We start from the raw sequence: 18,143 nt of genomic DNA, 5'->3' as shown, positions 1-18,143 counted from the left end.
CACCATGGATGCTGTGACGAAACATCATCCACATGACTATCTGCCCGCCGCCGGCCACGACGCGCTGCTGCCCTGCTACGACCTGATCTCTCGCCTACTGGGCATGAAAAGGGTCCACGAGTCCCTGATCGCGCAGGCCGAGCTCGCCGACTGCCGTCGCGTGCTGGAAATCGGCTGCGGCACCGGCAATCTCATCATTCGCGCCAAACGCGGCTACCCCCACCTGGACGCGGTTGGGTGCGACCCCGACCCGCGGGCGCTTGACCGGGCGCGGAGAAAGACCGATGGGGTCCGCTTCGAGCGCGGCTACGCCGAGCGGCTGCCGTACGGCGACGGCGAATTCGACCGGGTGCTGTCGTCGATGATGCTGCACCATGTGAGTGACGACGCGAAAACCGCTGCGGCGGAGGAGATCTTCCGTGTTCTGCGCCCGGGCGGCAGGTTGCACCTGGTCGATATCGGCGGCGACACGGCGGCCGACGGCGGCGTGCTGGCGCGGCTCATCAGGCGCAGCCCGCACGCGGCCGGCAATCTCGGCGACGCGATTCCGCGCCTGTTGCGCGGTGCCGGTTTCGACTGCACCGAAGTCGCCACGCATCGCCAACGCGTGGTCGGACGGCTCACCTACTATCGCGCGACCCGTCCCGCCTAGCGCTGGCCCAGACTGACCGGGAGCGATTCGTATACGGTCATGTTGTTGCAGAGATCGGGGAGCGTCAGCCTCGGCTCCCCGACTTCGATGGCACCGGTGTTGAGCAAGATCTCGTCGAGGGCGGCCCGGATTTCCGCCCGCGCAAGCATCGCACCGAGACAGTGATGAGCGCCGCCCCCGCCGAAGGACTGGTGGGGGTTGGGATCGCGGCGAATGTCGAACCGGTATGGATCCTCGAAGACGTCTTCGTCGCGGTTGGCCGAGCGCAACATCGTGACCACGCGCGCACCCTCGGGGATCAGGACGTCGCCGATCATGACATTCATGGTTGCTCCACGCACCCAGAACATGATCGGCGTGGAATAACGGATCACCTCCTCGACCGCCGTCCGCCGCGCATCCGGGTCGGATCGATAGACTGCGATCTGGTCCGGATTGGCCGCGAAGGCGCGCATGCCGTCGCACAGCGCGTTTCGAGTCGTGTCGGCGCCTGCCAAGCCGAGGATGAAGAAGAAGATTTCGAGTTCATTGGAGGGCAGCAAGAAGCTCTCGCCCGATTCTTCCGTGATCTCCGTGGTGCACAACGCACTCCATATGTCGTCCACGGGATGGTCACGCTTGTGAGCGGTCAGCGAGCTGGCGTACTGGAACAGCTCCATGAACGGGAGCAAGTCATCCCCGTCGGGCACGGACATCTGCGCGCCGGCAGTCTTCAACACCCGGTCGATCAACCCGAATACATGCGGGCGGTCGGAATCGGGAATCCCGACGATGTCGCCGATCACCGAGATTGGCAATCCCGCAGCCAGATCGACGAACTCACCACCGCCGGCCTCACGCAGGGCAGCGGCCATGGTCTTGGCCCGAGCCCGGATGCCTTCCTCCAACTTGGCCACCGCGCGTCGGGTGAACGCGCGGGCAATGACCTTGCGCCGAATCGTGTGATCCGGCGGGTCCATGCTCACGATCGCCGGATAGGAATCGAACAGCGCTACGTCCTGAATCAGCGGTCCGCGGGTCGCCGTAAACGACTCGTGATCGCGGTGCACTCGCGCGACATCGTCATGTTTCGTGCACACCCAAAACTCGCGGCCCACAGTGGATCTGACGCGGTCGGTGAGATGCTGATGAAACACCGGCGTGCTGGCGCGCAACTCGGCGAACATGTCGTCGGGAAAGCGCGAGGCCCACACTGAGGGCTCGGCGAGATCGATTGCCATGTCTGTCATGTGCGCTTCACTTCTCGAGCTCGCCGCGCAGGCCCGCCATGATGAGGCGCAATCCGTACGTAAACGCCTTGTCGTCGACCCCGCGGGCCGCGCCACCCGCGCGGCGCCTGTGCTCGAGCTGCACGGATCCCAGTAGGTGGATGTACAACGCCGCGTGCGCCGCCTCGAAATGCTCAGCAGTCAAGCCGGATTCGCGCAGAATTTCGCGAGAGGCGAGATCCATCGCGGTGGCCGCGGTGGTGTGCGGATGCTCCTGCAGCAGAGCCGCGATCCCGGGCACGCCGACCAGTACCTTCCACGCGCTGGCATAGAGCGCGATCAAACGTGCTTCCCAGTCGCCTTCCTCCGGAACCTCGATCTGTGCGAGCACCGCTTCGATCAGCAGATCGAGCAGTTCCCGCTTGTCGCGAACGTGGTAGTACACCGACGAGGCCGCCGTGCCGGCCTCCGCTGCCAGCTCGCGCATCGTGACCCGGCTGACGCCCACTCGCTTGGCCAGGCGCAGCAGGTGCTTCGTCAGGTGGGCCCGGTCCAGGGCCCCGTAGCGAAGCACCGGCGCATTGGACACCGCCGTCACATGCGCCCCTTTCGAACAGCGTTCGGTTTCGAACAGTATTCAGATTAGAACAATGTTCGCCTACGCTCAAGCACGGCTTCCCGGTTGACCCTGAACCACTCGGCGCGACCAAAGTGGGGTGCGACGCGGGCGTGCCAGTCCCGATGCCGCCCAGGCGCGACTACTCCGCGAGCGTCCCAAAGTCTTCACATCGACGCAACTTGCCGAAACTAATACGCCGTTACTGTCACCACTCCAGATGCTCTGTCGCACTGCGCCCATTGGGGTCAGAAAGGGAAGAACTGATGAAGCGGGCAATAACGGGCGTGGCGGCGGCAGCAGCCATAACACTGGCACCCCTCTGCATGCCACCAGCACAAGCACGCGCCGACGATCCCTGTGCCAGCATCACCGAACCCGCTGGCCATCAGGCTTGCCTCGACAAATCTAACGCCGTGCGCAGATACCATTTGGGCCATTGCGAGGGGGCGAGCCCCACTGACGGGCAGATGGGCCAAGTTTGTGGGTAACTTCTGGGTCCGAAAGTCTGCGCCTCCCGGCGAGTCGACAACTCCGTAACTGGGAAATCGCGCTGACTGTGAGATCAGCCAGTCGCTGCGACTGCGGTTGGACGTAGTCAACAGTTACGGTGAGCCATGGCGCCATACCGGGTAGTCCAGTGGTCCACCGGCAACATCGGCAGCCGAGCGCTCGGCATCCTGCTCGACCGTGACGACTTCGACGTGGTGGGCGTACACGCCCTGGGCGCGGACAAAGTGGGCCGCGACGCGGGCGTGCTCGCGGACCGACCCCCGACGGGAGTCACCGCGACGAGCGATGTCGACGCGTTGCTCGATCTCGCGCCGGACTGCGTGAACTACATGCCGCGTGCCATCGACTACGACTTGGTGGAAACGATGCTGCGCCGCGGCATCAACGTCGTCACCACGGGCGACTTCGTGACCGGCACCCATCACCCGGTCGAACTCCCGGCGCTCGAAGAGGCGGCGCGACAGGGCCAATCCACGTTCCTGGGAACGGGATTCGAGCCCGGCTTCATCAACGTCGTCGCCGGCTTCCTGACCGGCGCCTGCCCGCGGGTGCGCAGCGTCAAGCTCGTCGAAACGCTGGACTGCACAACCTATCCCGTGCAAGACGTGTGGAAGGTGCTCGGATTCGGCAAACCGCCGCGTGAGCCGGTGACGCACCTCGACCCGGAGAAGCAACGATACGGGCTCGGCTACTTCGAGACGCTGGACATGATCGCCACGATGCTGGGTACCGAGCTCGACTCCAAGGAGGCATTCGTCGAGCCCGCCGTGCTGACCCGGGATCTGAATCTGGGCTGGGTGGACTATGCCGCGGGCACCGCCGGGGGCCAACGGCGCACCTATCGCGGCTATCGCGGCGGTCGCCCGGTGATCGAGCTGGCCATCTGCTGGACCATGAGCGACGACGCGCTCGAGCCAAAGTGGACCGACCCCAAGGGTTTTAGCGTGGTGATCGAAGGCGAGCCACATGTCGACGCGACGATCCGGTTCGGCCACCCTGGAGAGGACGTCATGACCGTGTTGATGGACAGCACCGCGGTCGCGGCCGTCAACGCCATCCCGTTCCTGTGCGACGCACAACCGGGCGTCATCACCCCGATTGACTTGCCCATCACCGGATCCCCGGGCGCGCTGGTCTAGCGCTGGTCGAATGCGACCTTGACGGCGCCGCTCTGGCCCTGGTTAGCGATCGCGAGGAACGCGTCGCGCCACTGCTCGAGCCGGAACGTGTGGGTCAGCATGGGGCCCAGGTCCACCCGGCCGGCGCGGACCAGGTCGAGGTAGTGCGCGATCGCGTGCTGACGCCGGCCTTCGACCTCCTCGATCCCGAAGGCGTTGGACCCGACCCAGCTGATCTCCTTGAAATACAACGGACTCCACTCCCACCGGCCGGGCGCGTGCACGCCGGCCTTCACCAGCGTCCCCCGCGAGCGCAGGACCCGCACCCCGACCTCGAACGTCTCGGGCTTGCCGACGGTGTCGTAGACGACGTCGATCGGTCCCGGGTAGGCCATGGGCAGGCCCTGCAGCGGTTGGCGCAGCCGGCCACCGCCCCAGGCCACGAGCTCTTCGATGACGGCCAGGCGCGGTTCGTGTGCGAGCACTTTGGCGGCCCCGAACCGCCGGGCCAACTGCGCCTGGGCATCGAAGCGCGCCACCACGGCGACGGCCACCTCGGGATACAGCGCCCGCAGGATCGCGACCGCGCACAACCCCAGCGAGCCGGCCCCGTAGACGAGCACGCGGCCCGCGCGGAGCGGCGGGTGGCGGGTGATCGCGTGCAGGGACACCGAAAACGGGTCGGCGAACACGGCCAGCTCGTCGGGAATCGAGTCGGGAACGCCGAACAGCATGCTGTCGTGGGCGGGCATCAGCTCGGCGTATCCACCGGTGACATCGGCGGACACCCCGGTGTGGATGCCGGGCTTGATGTCACCGTCGGTGAAGCTCCAGCACAGGCTGTAGTCGCCGCTTTCGCAAGCCGGGCAGGGCGGTTCGATGCCGCGCGGCCCGCAGGACAGCCACGGGTTCAGCACGACGCGCTGCCCGATCTCCAGCCCGCGCGCCTTGGGCCCCACGGCGACCACGTCGGCGACCACCTCGTGGCCCATGACTTGGGGGAACGAACAGAACGCGGCCATGGCGTTGTCGACGTCGTCCTCGCCGAAGTCCATCAGGATCTGCTTGGAGTCCGAACCGCAGATGCCGGTCAGGCGGGGACGGGTGAGCACCCAATCCTGATGCGGCAGTTGCGGATCCGCGACTTCCTGCAGTGCGACCGGGCTGTGGGTCAGTGCGTCCTCAGGTCCGGGCGACGCCTCCGGCGCGACGCCGTAGACGAGCGCCTTCACCGCGGCGCCATCGCGGCCGTGCCCGCAATGAACGCATCGAGGTCGGCGTTCTTGGCGTCCACGACGGCCTTCATGTCCGGAACGTAGTGCTCGAACGTGTCGCTGCCCAGGGCGTCGATGATGCCTTCGGCCACCTCGTCGGCGGGCACCTTGGGCCCCTGGTAGAGCGGCTCCTCGCTGCCCGGGTGATCCCAGATCTCGGTGTCGACCGGGCCGGGCTCGATGAGCTTCACCGCGACGCCGCTGCCGTAGAGGTCCACGGCCATCGCCTCGCTCCAGCCGCACAACGCGAATTTGCTTGCACAATAGGCGGTTTCGTGAATGATGCCGAGCCGGCCGCCGACACTGGACACGTTGACGATCAGGCCCGAGCCGCGCGCCAGCATCCGCGGCAGCAGCGCCAGCATCAGACGCATCGGCGCAAAGAAGTTGACCCGCATGACGTTCTCCACCTCGTCCGGATCCAGGTCGATGACGGGCCGGCGCTTCGGCATCGCGGCGTTGTTGATCAGCACGTCGATGCCGCCGAGTCCGTCCCACACACGCCGCGCCAGCTCGCCCAGGGCGGCGGTGTCGGCCAGGTCGGCCACCCACATCACCGATTCCGGCGCGCTGCGCCGGCAGTCGGCCAGCACCTCGTCGAGGCGATCCCGGCGGCGGGCGATCAGTCCCACCACCGCTTCGCGGGCGGCGAGCTGTCGCGCCAGGGCCGCCCCCAGACCCGACGACGCGCCGGTGATGAGCACCCGTTTACCCGCTGCCGCGTATGCCATCCGTCAAGGTTGCCGCGAAATGGAATAGGCGTACAGTGGTTGGCGCTTATTATATTGGCTAAATATTAGACTGACTATTTCCGGGTAGGGGAGAACATGACTTCCACGAGGTATGAGGGCGACACCTGGGACCTGGCGTCCAGCGTCGGCGTGACCGCGACGATGGTCGCGGCGGCCCGGGCGGTGGCCAGCCGGGACGAGCGCCCACTGATCGACGACCCTTACGCGGAGCCGCTGGTCAGAGCGGTCGGCGTGGACCTGCTCACCCGGCTGGCGACCGGCGAGGTGAGCCCCGGCGAGCTCAACGACGTGCACGACGGCACCGCTGAATCTGGGGGATCCCCCGGGGCCATGTCGCGGATGGCCGACAACATGGCCGTGCGCACCAAGTTCTTCGACGAGTTCTTCATCGACGCGACGAACGCGGGCATCGAGCAGGTCGTGATCCTGGCCTCGGGGCTGGATTCCCGCGCGTACCGGCTGCCGTGGCCGGCCGGGACCGTCGTCTACGAGGTCGACCAGCCGCAGGTCATCGAATTCAAGACCCGCACGCTGGCCGAGCTGGGCGCCACGCCCACCGCCGAGCGGCGAACGGTCGCGGTCGATCTGCGCGACGACTGGCCCGCCGCGCTGCGCGCCGCCGGATTCGACCCGGCCCGCCCGACCGCGTGGAGCGCCGAGGGTCTGCTCGGCTACCTGCCGCCCGAGGCGCAGGACCGCCTGCTGGACACCATCACCGAACTCAGCGCGCCGGGAAGCCGGTTCGCCACCGAGAGCGCGCCCAACCCGCAGCCCGGGGACGAGGAGAAGTTGAAGGAACGCATGCAACGCATCTCCGAGCGCTGGCGTGCGCACGGTTTCGATCTCGACATGGCGGGGCTTGTCTACTTTGGTGAGCGCAACGAAGCGGCTCCCTACCTGGCCGATCATGGCTGGGAACTGAACGGGATCAGCATCCGAGAGCTGTTCGCGGACAACGGACTTCCACCCTTCGAGGACGACGACACGCGCATGGGCGACATGGTTTACGTGAGCGGATACCTGAAATGACAGTCGGCTCTGGACGCACCGACGGCGATAGCTGGGGACCGGCGCACAGCGTGGGAGCGACCGCGACCATGGTCGCCGCGTCCCGCGCCGTGGCGTCGCAGGGGCCCGATGCGCTGCTCGACGATCCACTGGCCGATCCCCTGGTCCGCGCCGTGGGGTTGGATCCGTTCGTCCGCATCATCGACGGCGAGCTCGATTTCGAGGACGACCCGCTGTTCAACCGCAAGGCGCGGCGCGAGCAGATCGCGGTGCGCACCAGGTTTTTCGACGACTTCTTCACCGGCGCCACCAATGACGGTGTGCGACAGGCGGTCATCCTGGCTTCCGGTCTGGACACCAGGGCCTACCGACTGCCGTGGCCGGCGGGCACGGTGGTCTACGAGATCGACCAGCCGCAGGTCATCGCCTTCAAGACCGACACGCTGGCCGGCCTGGGCGCCGACCCGACCGCCGAACGCCGTGCCGTCAGCATCGACCTGCGGGACGACTGGCCCGCGGCGTTGCGGGAGAGCGGTTTTGACGTCGGGCAGCCGACCGCGTGGAGCGCCGAAGGCCTGTTGCCCTACCTACCCCCCGACGCCCAGGATCGACTGTTCGACAACATCACCGCGCTGAGCGCGCCGGGCAGCCGGCTGGCCACCGAACACGTCCCGGACCCGAACGCGTTTACCGACGAGCGGTTGCAGCGCATCTCCGAGCGCTGGCAGCGCTTCGGTTTCAACCTCAACGCGACCGACCTGTTCTATCGCGGCGAGCGCAGCGTCGTCGTCGACTACCTGAACGGCCACGGATGGCAGGTGACGGCCCACCCGGCCCGGGAGTTGTACGCTAGCAACGGGTTTGAGTTTCCCGAAGACGCGATGGCGGCCTCCTTCGGCGACTTGAGCTACGTGGCCGCCATCCTGAAGTAGGGCCTAGCTAGGCTTCTCTCATGGCACGCACGCACGACGACCACTGGGATCTGGCGTCCAGCGTGGGCGTGACCGCGACGATGGTCGCGGCCGGCCGCGCCATGGCGACGAAGGATCCGCGCGGTTTGATCAACGACCCGTTCGCCGAACCACTGGTGCGCGCGGTGGGGGTAGACCTGTTCACCAAGATGATGGACGGCGAGCTCGACCTGGACGCGATCGAGAACGCCTCGCCGGTGCGCATGCAGGCGATGATCGACGGAATGGCGGTGCGCACCAAGTACTTCGACGACTACTTCCTCGACGCCGCCGCCGCGGGCGTGCGTCAGGTGGTGATCCTGGCGTCCGGATTGGACTCGCGCGCCTTCCGGCTGCCGTGGCCGGGCGGCACGGTGGTCTACGAGATCGACCAGCCGCGGGTGATCGAGTTCAAGACCACCACGTTGGCCGGCATCGGTGCGCAGCCCACCGCCACCCGGCGCACGGTCGCCATCGACCTGCGCGGCGACTGGCCGGCGGCGCTTAAGGCGGCCGGGCTGGACACCACCGCGCCGACGGCGTGGCTGGCCGAAGGCCTGCTGATCTACCTGCCGCCGGAGGCCCAGGATCGGCTGTTCGACAACATCACCGCGCTCAGCGCGCCCGGGAGCACCATCGCCACCGAATTCGTGCCCGGCATCATCGATTTCGACGTCGAGCGGGCGCGGGAGATGTCCGGTACCTTCCGGGATCACGGCGTCGACATCGACATGGCGTCGCTGGTCTATACCGGCGAACGCAACCATGTCGTCGACTATCTGCGGACCTCGGGGTGGGACGTCGAGGGCGTCACGCGCACCGAACTGTTCCGGCGCAACGGCATCGAGGTCCCCCCTCCCGAAAACGACGACCCGCTCGGCGAAATCATCTTCATCAGCGGCGGGCTCACCGGCTAGAAGCGCCACTCCCCCGGCCACAGCACGTGTGTGCCGGACAGCGTCCGCCCGGCGTCCTCGAGGATGCCGGCAATCGACCGGCCGAGCAGTGCGCCAAGCGCGTCCGGCAGCGACGCCGCGGCCGGTTGCGACGACGCGCGGGGTCGCACGAAGTCCAGCAGCGACGAGCCCGGGTAGCTGACGATGCGGACATCGGTGTCCTCGTCCAGGCCGGCCAGGACCTTGGCCCGGCGCACGGCGGTTCGCAGGCCGCCGAGTTCGTCGACCAGACCGCGCTCCAGGGCGTCGGCGCCGGTCCACACCCGCCCCCGCGCCACGGCATCAACGGCATCGGCGCTCAGTTTGCGCCCCTCGGCCACCCGCTCCACGAAGTTGGCGTAGACCAGGTCCGCCTGGGCCTCCTGATGGGCCCGCTGCTGCGGCGTGAACGGCGTGTCGATCGACCAGGCATCGGCATTTGCGTTGGTGCGCACGGTATCCGAGGCCACCCCCAGCCGCCCCTTCAGATCGCGCACAACGAACTTCCCGCTGTACACACCGATGGACCCGGTGATCGTGCCGGGACTGGCCACGATCGCGTCGGCACCCATCGAGATGTAGTAGCCGCCGGACGCGGCGACCGAGCCCATGGACGCCACCACCGGTTTGCCGCGTGCGCGGGCCCGCGCCACCTCGCGCCAGACGGTCTCCGAGGCGAAGAGCGAGCCGCCCGGGCTGTCCACCCGAAGTACGATCGCGGACACCGCGTCGTTGGCGGCCGCCTCCCGCAGTGCCGCCGCAATGGTGTCGCCGCCGACGGCTGAGGCGCCGAAGGGCAGGAATTGGGGCCCGCCACGCCCGTCGACGATGTGGCCCGCGACGGTGACCAGCGCGAGCGTGGGTTTGGGGCGGCGGCCGGGAATCGGCGGCAAGGCCGGGGCCAACCTGGACTGGGCCGCGCCGGCGTACCGCGACAGGTAGAGCCGCGGCGGAGCGTTCTCATCGGAATCGATGGACTCGGGCGAAATTCCTTCCGCACCAATCAGTTCCGCTATCCGCGTGTATGCCTCGTCGCGGAAGCCGATCCGGTCGATCAGACCGGAGGCGACGGCCTCCTCGCGCAACAGTGGGGCCCGGTCGGCCAGCGCGTCGAGCCCGGCAGGATCGATGCTGCGTGATTCGGCGACCGCCTGCCACACCTGGTCTTGCAGGCTTTCCAGCATTCGGGTGACGGCTTCGCGGTGGGCGTCGGTGAACCCGCCCTCGGTGTATCGGTTTATCGCCGACTTGTATTCGCCGCGCGCCACGAACTCGGCTTCGATGCCCGCCTTGTCGAGCGCGTCCCGCAGGAAGGTGACGCTGCTGGCGAAGCCGACCAGACCGACGCTTCCCGACGGCTGCATCCACACTTCGCCGAATGCCGAAGCCAGGTAGTACGACAGCGTCCCCGGATAGGTCTCGGCCCACGCCAGCGACGGCTTGCGGGCGGTGAAGGCCGCGACGGCCTCGCGCAGCTCCTGAACCGCCGCCGGCGGCGCCGCCGCAAGCTGCACGCGGGCGATCAGCCCCGCGACCCGGGAATCCCCGGCGGCCCGGTGGATTGCGGCGACCGCGTCACGCAGCGCCATCGGCCGGCCGCCCCCGGTGATGAACGCCAGCGGGTCGAAGCCCGAGCTTTCCGGCGGCACCGAGCGCAAATTCAATTCGAGCACGCAGCCATTGGGCACGCCGTGATGGCGGGCGGTATCGACGCGACCGGCCACGGCACGCACCTCGTCCCTCCACCGTGCGATGCCGGGAAGCGAAGGCAGGAAGCCGAACATGATCGCAGCCTACCGATCGGCCGCCGTACGGTGGTGGGGTGAGGTTCTCGATCGCCATCCCCCAATTCGACTTCGACGGCTTCGATGACGCGGGGCTGCGCGTGTTTCTCTCGCGCGCGGAGGAACTCGGGTTCGAGGGAGGCTGGGTGCTCGAGCAGATCGTCGGCGACGCACCGCTGCTGGCGCCGCTGGAGGTGCTGGCGTACTGCGCGGCCTGTACCGAGCGACTGCGCCTCGGGGTCGCCGTGCTGGTGTCCTCGTTGCATGATCCGCTTCAGTTGGCCTCGGCCGTGACCGCCGTGGACCGGCTCAGCCATGGGCGCCTCGACGTCGGCGTCGCACCCGGCGGCGGATTCCGCAGGTTTGCCGCGTTCGGCGTCGAGAAGTCAACCTACATAAGCTATTTCACCGAGGGCCTGGACCTGATGAAGGCGGCCTGGTCCGACGAACCCCGGGTGAGCTTTCACGGCCGGTTCCGTGACGTGGACGACCTTCCCATCCAGCCCAAGCCGGTGCAGCGGCCGCACCCCCCGATCTGGTTCGGCGGCCTCGCTCCCAAGGCCCTGGCCAGGGCCGTGCGCCACGGCGACTCGTTTCTGGGTGCGGGCTCCTCGACCACCGAAGCGTTCGCCGAAGCCGTCGGCATCGTGCGCCGCGAACTCGACGAACAACACAAAGACCCGGCGCACTTCACCATCGGCAAGCGGGTCTATCTGATGATCGACGACGATGCCGCGCGGGCGCGCGAACGGGTACTCGCCGGGCTGCGCCGCATCTACGGCGAAATGTCGGGCATCGATGCGGTTCCGGTGTCGGGTACACCCGACGACGTGGCGCGTGGACTGCGCGAGGTGATCGATGCCGGAGCGGAGATGCTGCTGCTCAACCCCGTCGCCGCGGATGTCGCGGAGAACGGCGCGCAGATGGAACGCCTTGCCGCGGAGGTGATTCCGCAGCTGCGGTGACTAGAGCTCGGTGACCGAGCCGCCCGCGGCGGTGATCTTCTCGCGGGCGCTGCCGCTGAACTTGTGCGCGGACAGGTCGACCTTCACGGTCAACTTGCCGTCGCCGAGGACCTTGACCAACGAGTTCTTGCGAACGGCGCCCTTGGCCACCAGGTCGTCCACCCCGACGGCGCCCCCCTTGGGGAACAGCCGGTTGATGTCGCCGACGTTGACGATCTCGTACTCGGTGCGGAACCGGTTGCGAAACCCCTTGAGCTTGGGCAGCCGCATGTGAATCGGCATCTGCCCGCCCTCGAAGGTGGCCGGGACGTTCTTGCGGGCCTTGGTGCCCTTGGTGCCACGGCCCGCGGTCTTGCCCTTGGAGCCCTCGCCGCGGCCGACGCGGGTGCGGGCGGTTTTCGACCCGGGCGCGGGCCGTAGGTCGTGCAGCTTGAGTGTCATTTGGTCTTACCTCCGGCGCCCGTCTCGGCCGGCTCCACCTCGACGAGATGGCTCACCACCGCGATCAGGCCGCGCGTCTGCGGGTTGTCTTCGCGGACCACCGAATGGCGAATCCGGTGCAGTCCCAGCGTGCGCAGGCTCTCGCGCTGCTTCCAGCGTGTCCCGATGGTGCTGCGCACCTGGGTGATCTTCAGCTGACTCATGGCTGCGCCTCCCGGGCCGCGGTCGCACTCGCCAGCGCTTCACTCTCACGTCGCGCCTTGAGCATCCCGGCCGGGGCGACGTCCTCGATCGGCAGTCCGCGGCGGGCGGCCACCTCTTCGGGACGCTGCAGGAGCTTGAGCGCGGCGACGGTGGCGTGCACCACGTTGATCGCATTGTCGCTGCCCAACGATTTGGCCAGGATGTCGCGCACCCCAGCACATTCCAGCACCGCGCGGGCCGCGCCACCGGCGATCACACCGGTACCCGGACTGGCCGGGCGCAACAGCACCACGCCGGCGGCCGCCTCACCCTGCACCGGGTGAGTGATGGTGCCGCCGATCAAGGGAACCCGGAAGAAGCCCTTGCGTGCCTCTTCCACACCCTTGGCGATCGCGGCCGGGACTTCCTTGGCCTTGCCGTAACCGACGCCGACCATGCCGTTGCCATCACCGACGATGACCAGTGCGGTGAAGCTGAATCGCCGACCACCCTTGACCACCTTGGAGACGCGGTTGATGGCGACGACCCGTTCCAGGTAGTTGCTCTTGTCGCCGTCACGGTCGCGGCCGCGGCCGCCGCCGTCCCGCCTGCCGCGGGAATCGCGGCCGTCACCGCGCGCGTCGCGGCCCTCTGGGGCGCCTTGCCCGCCGGCTGGCTGCTCCGCCATTATGCGGTCCTTCCAGTTGTCATCAGAAACTCAATCCGTTCTCGCGTGCGGCATCGGCCAGCGCCGCGATCCGTCCGCCGTAGGTGTATCCGCCGCGGTCGAACACCGCGCTCTCGATGCCGGCGGCCTTGGCGCGCTCGGCGATCAGTTGACCGACCCGCACGCTGTGGGCTTTCTTGTCACCGTCCACGCCGCGCACATCGGCCTCGATCGACGACGCGGCGGCCAGCGTGGTGCCGTTTTCGTCGTTGACCAACTGCACGTGAATGTGCCGCGCGGACCGGTGCACAACCAAACGCGGGCGCTCGCCGGTGCCCGAGATCTTCTTGCGCAGCCGCGCGTGCCTGCGCACCCGCGAGACCCGTCGCGCTTCGGACACGCTCTGCCCCACCGACTTTCGCACGGCGGCAGCTTGTGATTTCGCCATGGCTACTTACCTGTCTTTCCGACCTTGCGGCGGATCTGCTCGCCCTCGTAGCGCACGCCCTTGCCCTTGTAGGGGTCGGGGCGGCGCAGGCGGCGGATATTCGCCGAAATCTGGCCGACCTTCTGCTTGTCGATCCCGGTGATCGTGAATTTCGTCGGCGACTGGACCGCGAATGTGATGCCCTCGGGGGCCTCGATCACCACGGGATGGCTGTATCCCAGCGCGAACTCGAGGTTGGAACCCTTGAGCTGGACCCGGTAGCCGACGCCGAAGATCTCCATCTTGGTGGTGTAACCCTCGGTGACACCGGTGACCAGGTTGGAGACCAGGGTGCGGGACAACCCGTGCAGGGAGCGGTTGCGCCGCTCGTCGTCGGGACGGGTGACCACGATGGCACCGTCGTCGTTGCGCGACACGGCGATCGGCTCGGCGACCTTCAGATCCAGGGTGCCCTTGGGTCCCTTCACCGAGACGTTCTGGCCTTCGATCGTGACGTCGACTCCGGAGGGGACCGGAATCGGCTGCTTACCAATGCGCGACATGGCTTTTCCTCAACCCCTCACCACACGTATGCGAGGACTTCGCCGCCCACGCCCTGTCTGGCTGCCTGACGGTCGGTCAGCAGGCCCGAGGAGGTCGAGATGATCGCCACACCCAGGCCGCCGAGCACCCGCGGCAGATTGGTGGATTTCGCGTACACACGCAGGCCCGGCTTGGACACCCGGCGCAAACCGGCGATGCTGCGTTCGCGGCTCGGCCCGTACTTGAGCTGGATGACCAGCGACTTGCCGACCCGAGCATCCTCGGTCCGGTAGTCGCTGATGTAGCCCTCGCTCTTGAGGATCTGGGCGATGTTCGCCTTGATCTTCGAGTGGGGCAGGCTCACCTCGTCGTGGTAGGCCGAATTGGCGTTGCGCAGACGTGTCAAGAAGTCCGCGATCGGGTCGGTCATCGTCATAGTTGCGTCCTATGTCCCGTCACCAGCTGCTCTTCTGCACGCCGGGCAGCTCACCCGCGTGCGCCATCTCGCGCAGGCAGATCCTGCAGAGCCCGAACTTGCGGAACACCGCGCGCGGACGGCCGCACTTGCTGCAGCGGGTGTAGCTGCGCACCGCGAACTTCGGCTTGCGCGCGGCCTTGTTAACCAGTGCCTTCTTAGCCATCTAGTCAGTTCTCCTTGAAGGGAAAGCCGAGGGCCCGCAACAGCGCTCGTCCTTCGTCGTCGTTTGTCGCCGAGGTGACGACGCTGATGTCCATGCCGCGGACCCGGTCGATCTTGTCGACGTCGATCTCGTGGAACACCGACTGCTCGGCCAGACCGAAGGTGTAGTTGCCGACACCGTCGAACTGCTTGGGCGAAAGCCCGCGGAAGTCACGAATACGTGGCAGCGCGATGGACGTGAGGCGGTCGAGGAACTCCCACATCCGGTCGCCGCGCAAGGTAACCCGCACGCCGATCGGCATGCCTTCGCGCAGCTTGAATTGCGCGATCGACTTGCGCGCCTTGCGAATCTCGGGGCGTTGACCGGTGATTAGCGCCAGGTCGTTGACCGCGCCGTTGATCAGCTTGGCGTCCCGGGCCGCGTCACCGACCCCCATGTTGACGACAACCTTTGTCACCGTCGGGATCTGCATGACGTTGCCGTAGCCGAACTGCTTGTGCAACGCGTCCCGAATCTCGTTGCGGTAGCGCTCTTTAAGGCGCGGCTGCACCTTCTCAGCGGTTGTCATCAGATGTCCTTGCCGTTGCGCTTGGAAATGCGGACCCGCTTGCCGGTTTCCTCGTCGAGCCGGTAGCCGATGCGGGCGGGCTTGCCGTCCGAGTCGACCACCATCACGTTGGAAACGTGGATCGGGGCTTCCTGGGTGACGATGCCGCCGGACCGGGCCCCGCGCTGAGTGGTGGAAACCGCGGTGTGCTTCTTGATTCGGTTGACGCCCTCGACCAACACCCGGCTGCGGTCCGGGTAGACCTTCAGCACCTTGCCTTTGGCGCCCTTGTCCTTACCGGCGATCACCAGGACGGTGTCGTCCTTTTTGACCTTCATCTACAGCACCTCCGGGGCCAGCGAGATGATCTTCATGAATCGCTTCTCGCGCAGTTCGCGGCCGACCGGGCCGAAGATACGCGTCCCGCGCGGGTCGTTGTCGGGCTTGATGATCACCGCGGCGTTCTCGTCGAACTTGATGTAACTGCCGTCGGGACGTCTGCGCTCCTTGACCGTGCGCACGACGACGGCTTTAACGACCTCACCACGTTTGACGTTGCCGCCCGGAATGGCGTCCTTGACGGTGGCAACGATGACGTCGCCGATGCCGGCGTAGCGTCGCGACGAACCGCCGAGCACCCGGATGCACAAGATCTCCTTGGCGCCGGTGTTGTCGGCGACCTTCAGCCGCGATTCCTGCTGAATCACTCGATCTCCTGACCTGGTTGCGTGTGCACGGCAGGGGAAACCCAAAACCTGACGTGCGCGGTCTGTGTGGCCGAAGGGCACGCGGGGCCGATTCACACCGGCCGAGGTCTGCCCAAGGCAACCCCTAGAGTCTAGGGGACGGCCAGCTCAGGGCCAAATTTGCCGGCGAATTGCCGTCAGCGGGCGATTTCGCCGATGCCGCGGATGTCGCCGAGGTGGTGAACGCCTTCGTGCATCGCCTGCCGCACCAGCCACCGCGCGGTGCGTATCTCCCCCGGCAACCGAGACCCCACGCGGTCCCAGCCGTCGTCGCGCACTCGTGCGATTTCGTCGCGGAAACCCGCCGCCGCCCTCGCCAGCTCGTCGAGCGTGGCTTCGATGTCGCACTCGTTGTATTGGAAACGACGGGCCCGCAGGTCGTTGTACATCGGCTCGAACGCCGGCTGGTCCTCGGTGCGGACGCGGTACAGCCGGATGGTGAAGCTCACGTAGACGTCCCGCAGGTGGCAGACATACTCGTTGACCGACCACACACCGGGACCGGGCCGAACCCGGCGAGCCTCCGCGGGTATCGCGTGCGCGGCATCCCGCGCCGCGTCCGGTATGCCGGCAATGACGCCAAGCGCGTCGTCGATCCGGGTCTCCGCGAATGCGATCCCACAGACGTCGCAGACGTGATCCTCCTCGGCGAGCGGCGGCAGCGGCGCGGGCATGGGAACATCCTCCACCTAGAACGGTGGCGGTTCGTCGTCTTCCTGGGGTGGGGCGGGTCCGGCCAGAAGCGCCTGGCGCTCCAGGCGGGCCCGGCGGTTGTGGTTGCGCTCGATGGCGACGGCGCTCGCGCGGTTCTGGGCGCGGGTGCGCCGCCGCTTGGGCATCATCGCGGCGCGCTCGGCGCAGTAATCCTGGGGCACGTCGACCTCGGCGGCGGGCATGCCACCCATCGAGCGACATAGGCTGGGGAACAGCAGCGCGCTGCCCGGGGTGGTGACATATGTCCGCCCGGCCGGCGAGGTCAAAATCAGCGTGCCGTCGGGCAGCTGCTGTTCGGTCCAGCCGAAAAACGTCTTAACCAGATGATGGGTGCGGCAATAGCACTTGAGGTTGCTCGCGTGGGTGGGCCCGCCCTGGCTATAGGGGATGGTGTGGTCCACATCGCAGTCGACAGCCGGTTGGTCACAGCCGGGCCAGCGGCACGTCAGGTCCCGGCACCGAACGAAATCGGCCAGCGCGGCCGAGGGCAGATAACCATTTTCGGGTGGGGCATCGCTGGGGTGGCTGAGCGGCATCAGCTTGGCCGACTTGGCTAGTTCGGCCACCAGCTCGGGTGGAATCAGCACGTCGGCGCCCAGCTCCGAGCCCGGGGCACTACCACGGCCGTCGAGGGTGGCCTGCTCGGCGATCACGTGGATCACCACCGGCGAGGCCGGCCGGCGTTTTCCGGCGGCGCAATCACGCCGCCCGCATCGGCATCCCAGCCGGTCGGCCCCAACGGCCAGTGCCCCGAGGGCATCGGCGCGGCGCTGCTGCTGGCTGCGCGGGTCATGCTCACATACCGTGGCGGCCAACGCGTTCAACCGCTGGTCCAGCGCGTGCGCATCTGGGGTCAGCATGCTGCCATGGATTTCCGAGACTCCGTCCGCGACCCGATCGCCGATCCAGATCTCGCGGTCGCCCTGGCTCTTTCGGCGCCGGCGCACCGCATCCGCGTCGGCCCTGGCGACGATCTTGTCGACCTGCCCGGCCAATCGGCCCTGGGTCATCGACGGCCACCGCACCACATTGGCGGCCAGGGTCGCGTCCACCGCCGCCAGCACGTCGGCGTCGGTGATCAGATCGGTGCGATACATCAGTGTCTGGAACATCCGATAGTCGATGTCGCCGGCGCGAAAAACCGCAGCCACCTCCGGTAGTCGCTCGCGCATCGCCAGCGCGTACCGCATGAAGCTGCCGGCCAGCGCCAGGCTGATCCGAAACGCCGCGGCCACTTCGGCCCCCACCGCGGCCCACGTGTCCACTGCCCAGTCGGGCCGCTCGCCGCGCTGGGCCCGCCGCATCTCGAACAGTTCGCCAATGGCGTCCAGCCGAGCCGCGGCCGCCCGGGCCTCGGCTCGCCACGAGGCGCACATGCGGTCCACCAGCGCCCGCGAGCCCTCGGTCTGCGGGGGCTCCCAGTACTCGTGCAGCCGTCCATCGAACATGTGTTCGAGTA

23 protein-coding genes are annotated in these 18,143 nt (G+C 67.5%); 6 read left to right on the top strand and 17 right to left on the bottom strand.

What is annotated here, in order from left to right:
- Window positions 1-13: 13 nt before the first annotated feature.
- Window positions 14-652 (top strand): class I SAM-dependent methyltransferase, encoded by a 639-nt coding sequence (locus A5745_RS17600; protein ID WP_371337011.1) that lies wholly within the window; start codon window positions 14-16, stop codon window positions 650-652.
- On the opposite strand, the gene A5745_RS17595 is transcribed toward A5745_RS17600, so the two are convergent.
- Window positions 649-1,881 (bottom strand): cytochrome P450, encoded by a 1,233-nt coding sequence (locus tag A5745_RS17595; protein ID WP_076117660.1) that lies wholly within the window; start codon window positions 1,879-1,881, stop codon window positions 649-651. The two genes, A5745_RS17600 and A5745_RS17595, sit on opposite strands and share 4 nt — an antisense overlap.
- Window positions 1,882-1,888: 7 nt before the next feature.
- Window positions 1,889-2,458 carry a TetR/AcrR family transcriptional regulator gene (locus A5745_RS17590; protein ID WP_083662965.1) on the bottom strand — a complete coding sequence of 190 codons (570 nt, stop codon included), beginning with the start codon at window positions 2,456-2,458 and terminating at the stop codon, window positions 1,889-1,891.
- Between the two features lie 635 nt (window positions 2,459-3,093).
- On the opposite strand from A5745_RS17590, the gene A5745_RS17585 reads away from it, so the two are divergent.
- Window positions 3,094-4,128 carry a dihydrodipicolinate reductase gene (locus A5745_RS17585; RefSeq protein WP_076117658.1) on the top strand — a complete coding sequence of 345 codons (1,035 nt, stop codon included), beginning with the start codon at window positions 3,094-3,096 and terminating at the stop codon, window positions 4,126-4,128.
- Here the strand turns inward: A5745_RS17585 and A5745_RS17580 are convergent.
- Complete coding sequence (locus A5745_RS17580) at window positions 4,125-5,339, bottom strand: zinc-binding dehydrogenase (protein WP_076117655.1); 1,215 nt, start codon at window positions 5,337-5,339, stop codon at window positions 4,125-4,127. The two genes, A5745_RS17585 and A5745_RS17580, sit on opposite strands and share 4 nt — an antisense overlap.
- Complete coding sequence (locus A5745_RS17575) at window positions 5,336-6,112, bottom strand: SDR family oxidoreductase (RefSeq protein WP_076117653.1); 777 nt, start codon at window positions 6,110-6,112, stop codon at window positions 5,336-5,338. Before A5745_RS17575 ends, A5745_RS17580 begins: the two co-directional genes overlap by 4 nt.
- 96 nt (window positions 6,113-6,208) lie before the next feature.
- On the opposite strand from A5745_RS17575, the gene A5745_RS17570 reads away from it, so the two are divergent.
- The 3 genes from A5745_RS17570 to A5745_RS17560 are packed head-to-tail and all read left to right on the top strand — an operon-like array spanning window position 6,209 to window position 9,008.
- Window positions 6,209-7,162, top strand: a complete 954-nt coding sequence (locus A5745_RS17570) for a class I SAM-dependent methyltransferase (protein WP_076061552.1) — start codon at window positions 6,209-6,211, stop codon at window positions 7,160-7,162.
- On the top strand, window positions 7,159-8,073 hold the full coding sequence (locus A5745_RS17565) for a class I SAM-dependent methyltransferase (RefSeq protein ID WP_076117651.1): 915 nt from the start codon (window positions 7,159-7,161) through the stop codon (window positions 8,071-8,073). Before A5745_RS17570 ends, A5745_RS17565 begins: the two co-directional genes overlap by 4 nt.
- A gap of 20 nt (window positions 8,074-8,093) precedes the next feature.
- Window positions 8,094-9,008, top strand: coding sequence for a class I SAM-dependent methyltransferase (locus tag A5745_RS17560; protein ID WP_076117648.1), 915 nt, complete (start codon window positions 8,094-8,096; stop codon window positions 9,006-9,008).
- On the opposite strand, the gene sppA is transcribed toward A5745_RS17560, so the two are convergent.
- Window positions 9,005-10,810 carry a signal peptide peptidase SppA gene (gene sppA, locus A5745_RS17555; RefSeq protein WP_076117646.1) on the bottom strand — a complete coding sequence of 602 codons (1,806 nt, stop codon included), beginning with the start codon at window positions 10,808-10,810 and terminating at the stop codon, window positions 9,005-9,007. The two genes, A5745_RS17560 and sppA, sit on opposite strands and share 4 nt — an antisense overlap.
- A 38-nt stretch (window positions 10,811-10,848) precedes the next feature.
- On the opposite strand from sppA, the gene A5745_RS17550 reads away from it, so the two are divergent.
- Window positions 10,849-11,775: an LLM class flavin-dependent oxidoreductase gene (locus A5745_RS17550; RefSeq protein WP_076117644.1), complete on the top strand. Its 927-nt coding sequence runs from the start codon at window positions 10,849-10,851 to the stop codon at window positions 11,773-11,775.
- Here A5745_RS17550 and rplO read toward each other — a convergent pair whose 3' ends face one another.
- The 12 genes from rplO to A5745_RS17490 form a co-directional block, all read right to left on the bottom strand.
- The gene (gene rplO, locus A5745_RS17545) at window positions 11,776-12,216 is read right to left on the bottom strand and encodes a 50S ribosomal protein L15 (RefSeq protein ID WP_076061543.1); all 441 of its coding nucleotides are present in this window, start codon (window positions 12,214-12,216) and stop codon (window positions 11,776-11,778) included.
- A complete protein-coding gene (rpmD, locus tag A5745_RS17540) occupies window positions 12,213-12,419 on the bottom strand; it encodes a 50S ribosomal protein L30 (RefSeq protein ID WP_076061541.1) in 207 nt (68 codons plus the stop codon). The genes rplO and rpmD overlap by 4 nt, the downstream gene beginning before the upstream one ends.
- Window positions 12,416-13,087, bottom strand: coding sequence for a 30S ribosomal protein S5 (rpsE, locus tag A5745_RS17535; RefSeq protein WP_076061540.1), 672 nt, complete (start codon window positions 13,085-13,087; stop codon window positions 12,416-12,418). Before rpsE ends, rpmD begins: the two co-directional genes overlap by 4 nt.
- A gap of 22 nt (window positions 13,088-13,109) precedes the next feature.
- Entirely contained in the window at window positions 13,110-13,478 is a 369-nt protein-coding gene (gene rplR, locus A5745_RS17530; protein WP_139329682.1) for a 50S ribosomal protein L18, read from the bottom strand.
- A 38-nt stretch (window positions 13,479-13,516) separates the two neighbouring features.
- Window positions 13,517-14,056: a 50S ribosomal protein L6 gene (rplF, locus tag A5745_RS17525; RefSeq protein ID WP_076061536.1), complete on the bottom strand. Its 540-nt coding sequence runs from the start codon at window positions 14,054-14,056 to the stop codon at window positions 13,517-13,519.
- A gap of 17 nt (window positions 14,057-14,073) precedes the next feature.
- The gene (gene rpsH, locus A5745_RS17520) at window positions 14,074-14,472 is read right to left on the bottom strand and encodes a 30S ribosomal protein S8 (RefSeq protein WP_076061534.1); all 399 of its coding nucleotides are present in this window, start codon (window positions 14,470-14,472) and stop codon (window positions 14,074-14,076) included.
- A gap of 19 nt (window positions 14,473-14,491) precedes the next feature.
- Window positions 14,492-14,677, bottom strand: a complete 186-nt coding sequence (locus A5745_RS17515) for a type Z 30S ribosomal protein S14 (protein ID WP_076061532.1) — start codon at window positions 14,675-14,677, stop codon at window positions 14,492-14,494.
- A 4-nt stretch (window positions 14,678-14,681) separates the two neighbouring features.
- A complete protein-coding gene (gene rplE, locus A5745_RS17510) occupies window positions 14,682-15,245 on the bottom strand; it encodes a 50S ribosomal protein L5 (RefSeq protein ID WP_076061530.1) in 564 nt (187 codons plus the stop codon).
- Window positions 15,245-15,562 carry a 50S ribosomal protein L24 gene (rplX, locus tag A5745_RS17505; RefSeq protein WP_076061528.1) on the bottom strand — a complete coding sequence of 106 codons (318 nt, stop codon included), beginning with the start codon at window positions 15,560-15,562 and terminating at the stop codon, window positions 15,245-15,247. Before rplX ends, rplE begins: the two co-directional genes overlap by 1 nt.
- The gene (gene rplN / locus A5745_RS17500; RefSeq protein WP_076061527.1) at window positions 15,563-15,931 is read right to left on the bottom strand and encodes a 50S ribosomal protein L14; all 369 of its coding nucleotides are present in this window, start codon (window positions 15,929-15,931) and stop codon (window positions 15,563-15,565) included.
- A gap of 176 nt (window positions 15,932-16,107) precedes the next feature.
- On the bottom strand, window positions 16,108-16,644 hold the full coding sequence (locus A5745_RS17495; RefSeq protein WP_076117878.1) for a DinB family protein: 537 nt from the start codon (window positions 16,642-16,644) through the stop codon (window positions 16,108-16,110).
- Between the two features lie 15 nt (window positions 16,645-16,659).
- Window positions 16,660-18,132, bottom strand: a complete 1,473-nt coding sequence (locus A5745_RS17490; protein ID WP_076117641.1) for an HNH endonuclease signature motif containing protein — start codon at window positions 18,130-18,132, stop codon at window positions 16,660-16,662.
- Window positions 18,133-18,143: the final 11 nt, after the last annotated feature.

It is taken from the genome of Mycobacterium sp. IS-2888 (assembly GCF_001954215.1).
Lineage (GTDB): Bacteria > Actinomycetota > Actinomycetes > Mycobacteriales > Mycobacteriaceae > Mycobacterium.
The sequence above is the reverse complement of the archived record's forward strand: the minus strand, read 5'-3'. Positions and strand labels throughout refer to the sequence as shown.

Excerpts from the sequence above, each read along its gene's own strand:
- sppA (WP_076117646.1), bottom strand. The coding sequence starts at position 10,810 with ATGTTCGGCTTCCTGCCTTCGCTTCCCGGCATCGCACGGTGGAGGGAC.
- A5745_RS17565 (WP_076117651.1), top strand. The coding sequence starts at position 7,159 with ATGACAGTCGGCTCTGGACGCACCGACGGCGATAGCTGGGGACCGGCG.
- rplO (WP_076061543.1), bottom strand. The coding sequence starts at position 12,216 with ATGACACTCAAGCTGCACGACCTACGGCCCGCGCCCGGGTCGAAAACC.
- rpmD (WP_076061541.1), bottom strand. The coding sequence starts at position 12,419 with ATGAGTCAGCTGAAGATCACCCAGGTGCGCAGCACCATCGGGACACGC.
- A5745_RS17570 (WP_076061552.1), top strand. The coding sequence starts at position 6,209 with ATGACTTCCACGAGGTATGAGGGCGACACCTGGGACCTGGCGTCCAGC.
- A5745_RS17595 (WP_076117660.1), bottom strand. The coding sequence starts at position 1,881 with ATGACAGACATGGCAATCGATCTCGCCGAGCCCTCAGTGTGGGCCTCG.
- rplE (WP_076061530.1), bottom strand. The coding sequence starts at position 15,245 with ATGACAACCGCTGAGAAGGTGCAGCCGCGCCTTAAAGAGCGCTACCGC.
- A5745_RS17585 (WP_076117658.1), top strand. The coding sequence starts at position 3,094 with ATGGCGCCATACCGGGTAGTCCAGTGGTCCACCGGCAACATCGGCAGC.
- A5745_RS17495 (WP_076117878.1), bottom strand. The coding sequence starts at position 16,644 with ATGCCCGCGCCGCTGCCGCCGCTCGCCGAGGAGGATCACGTCTGCGAC.
- A5745_RS17560 (WP_076117648.1), top strand. The coding sequence starts at position 8,094 with ATGGCACGCACGCACGACGACCACTGGGATCTGGCGTCCAGCGTGGGC.
- A5745_RS17515 (WP_076061532.1), bottom strand. The coding sequence starts at position 14,677 with ATGGCTAAGAAGGCACTGGTTAACAAGGCCGCGCGCAAGCCGAAGTTC.
- A5745_RS17490 (WP_076117641.1), bottom strand. The coding sequence starts at position 18,132 with ATGTTCGATGGACGGCTGCACGAGTACTGGGAGCCCCCGCAGACCGAG.
- A5745_RS17575 (WP_076117653.1), bottom strand. The coding sequence starts at position 6,112 with ATGGCATACGCGGCAGCGGGTAAACGGGTGCTCATCACCGGCGCGTCG.
- rpsH (WP_076061534.1), bottom strand. The coding sequence starts at position 14,472 with ATGACGATGACCGACCCGATCGCGGACTTCTTGACACGTCTGCGCAAC.
- rpsE (WP_076061540.1), bottom strand. The coding sequence starts at position 13,087 with ATGGCGGAGCAGCCAGCCGGCGGGCAAGGCGCCCCAGAGGGCCGCGAC.
- rplF (WP_076061536.1), bottom strand. The coding sequence starts at position 14,056 with ATGTCGCGCATTGGTAAGCAGCCGATTCCGGTCCCCTCCGGAGTCGAC.
- rplX (WP_076061528.1), bottom strand. The coding sequence starts at position 15,562 with ATGAAGGTCAAAAAGGACGACACCGTCCTGGTGATCGCCGGTAAGGAC.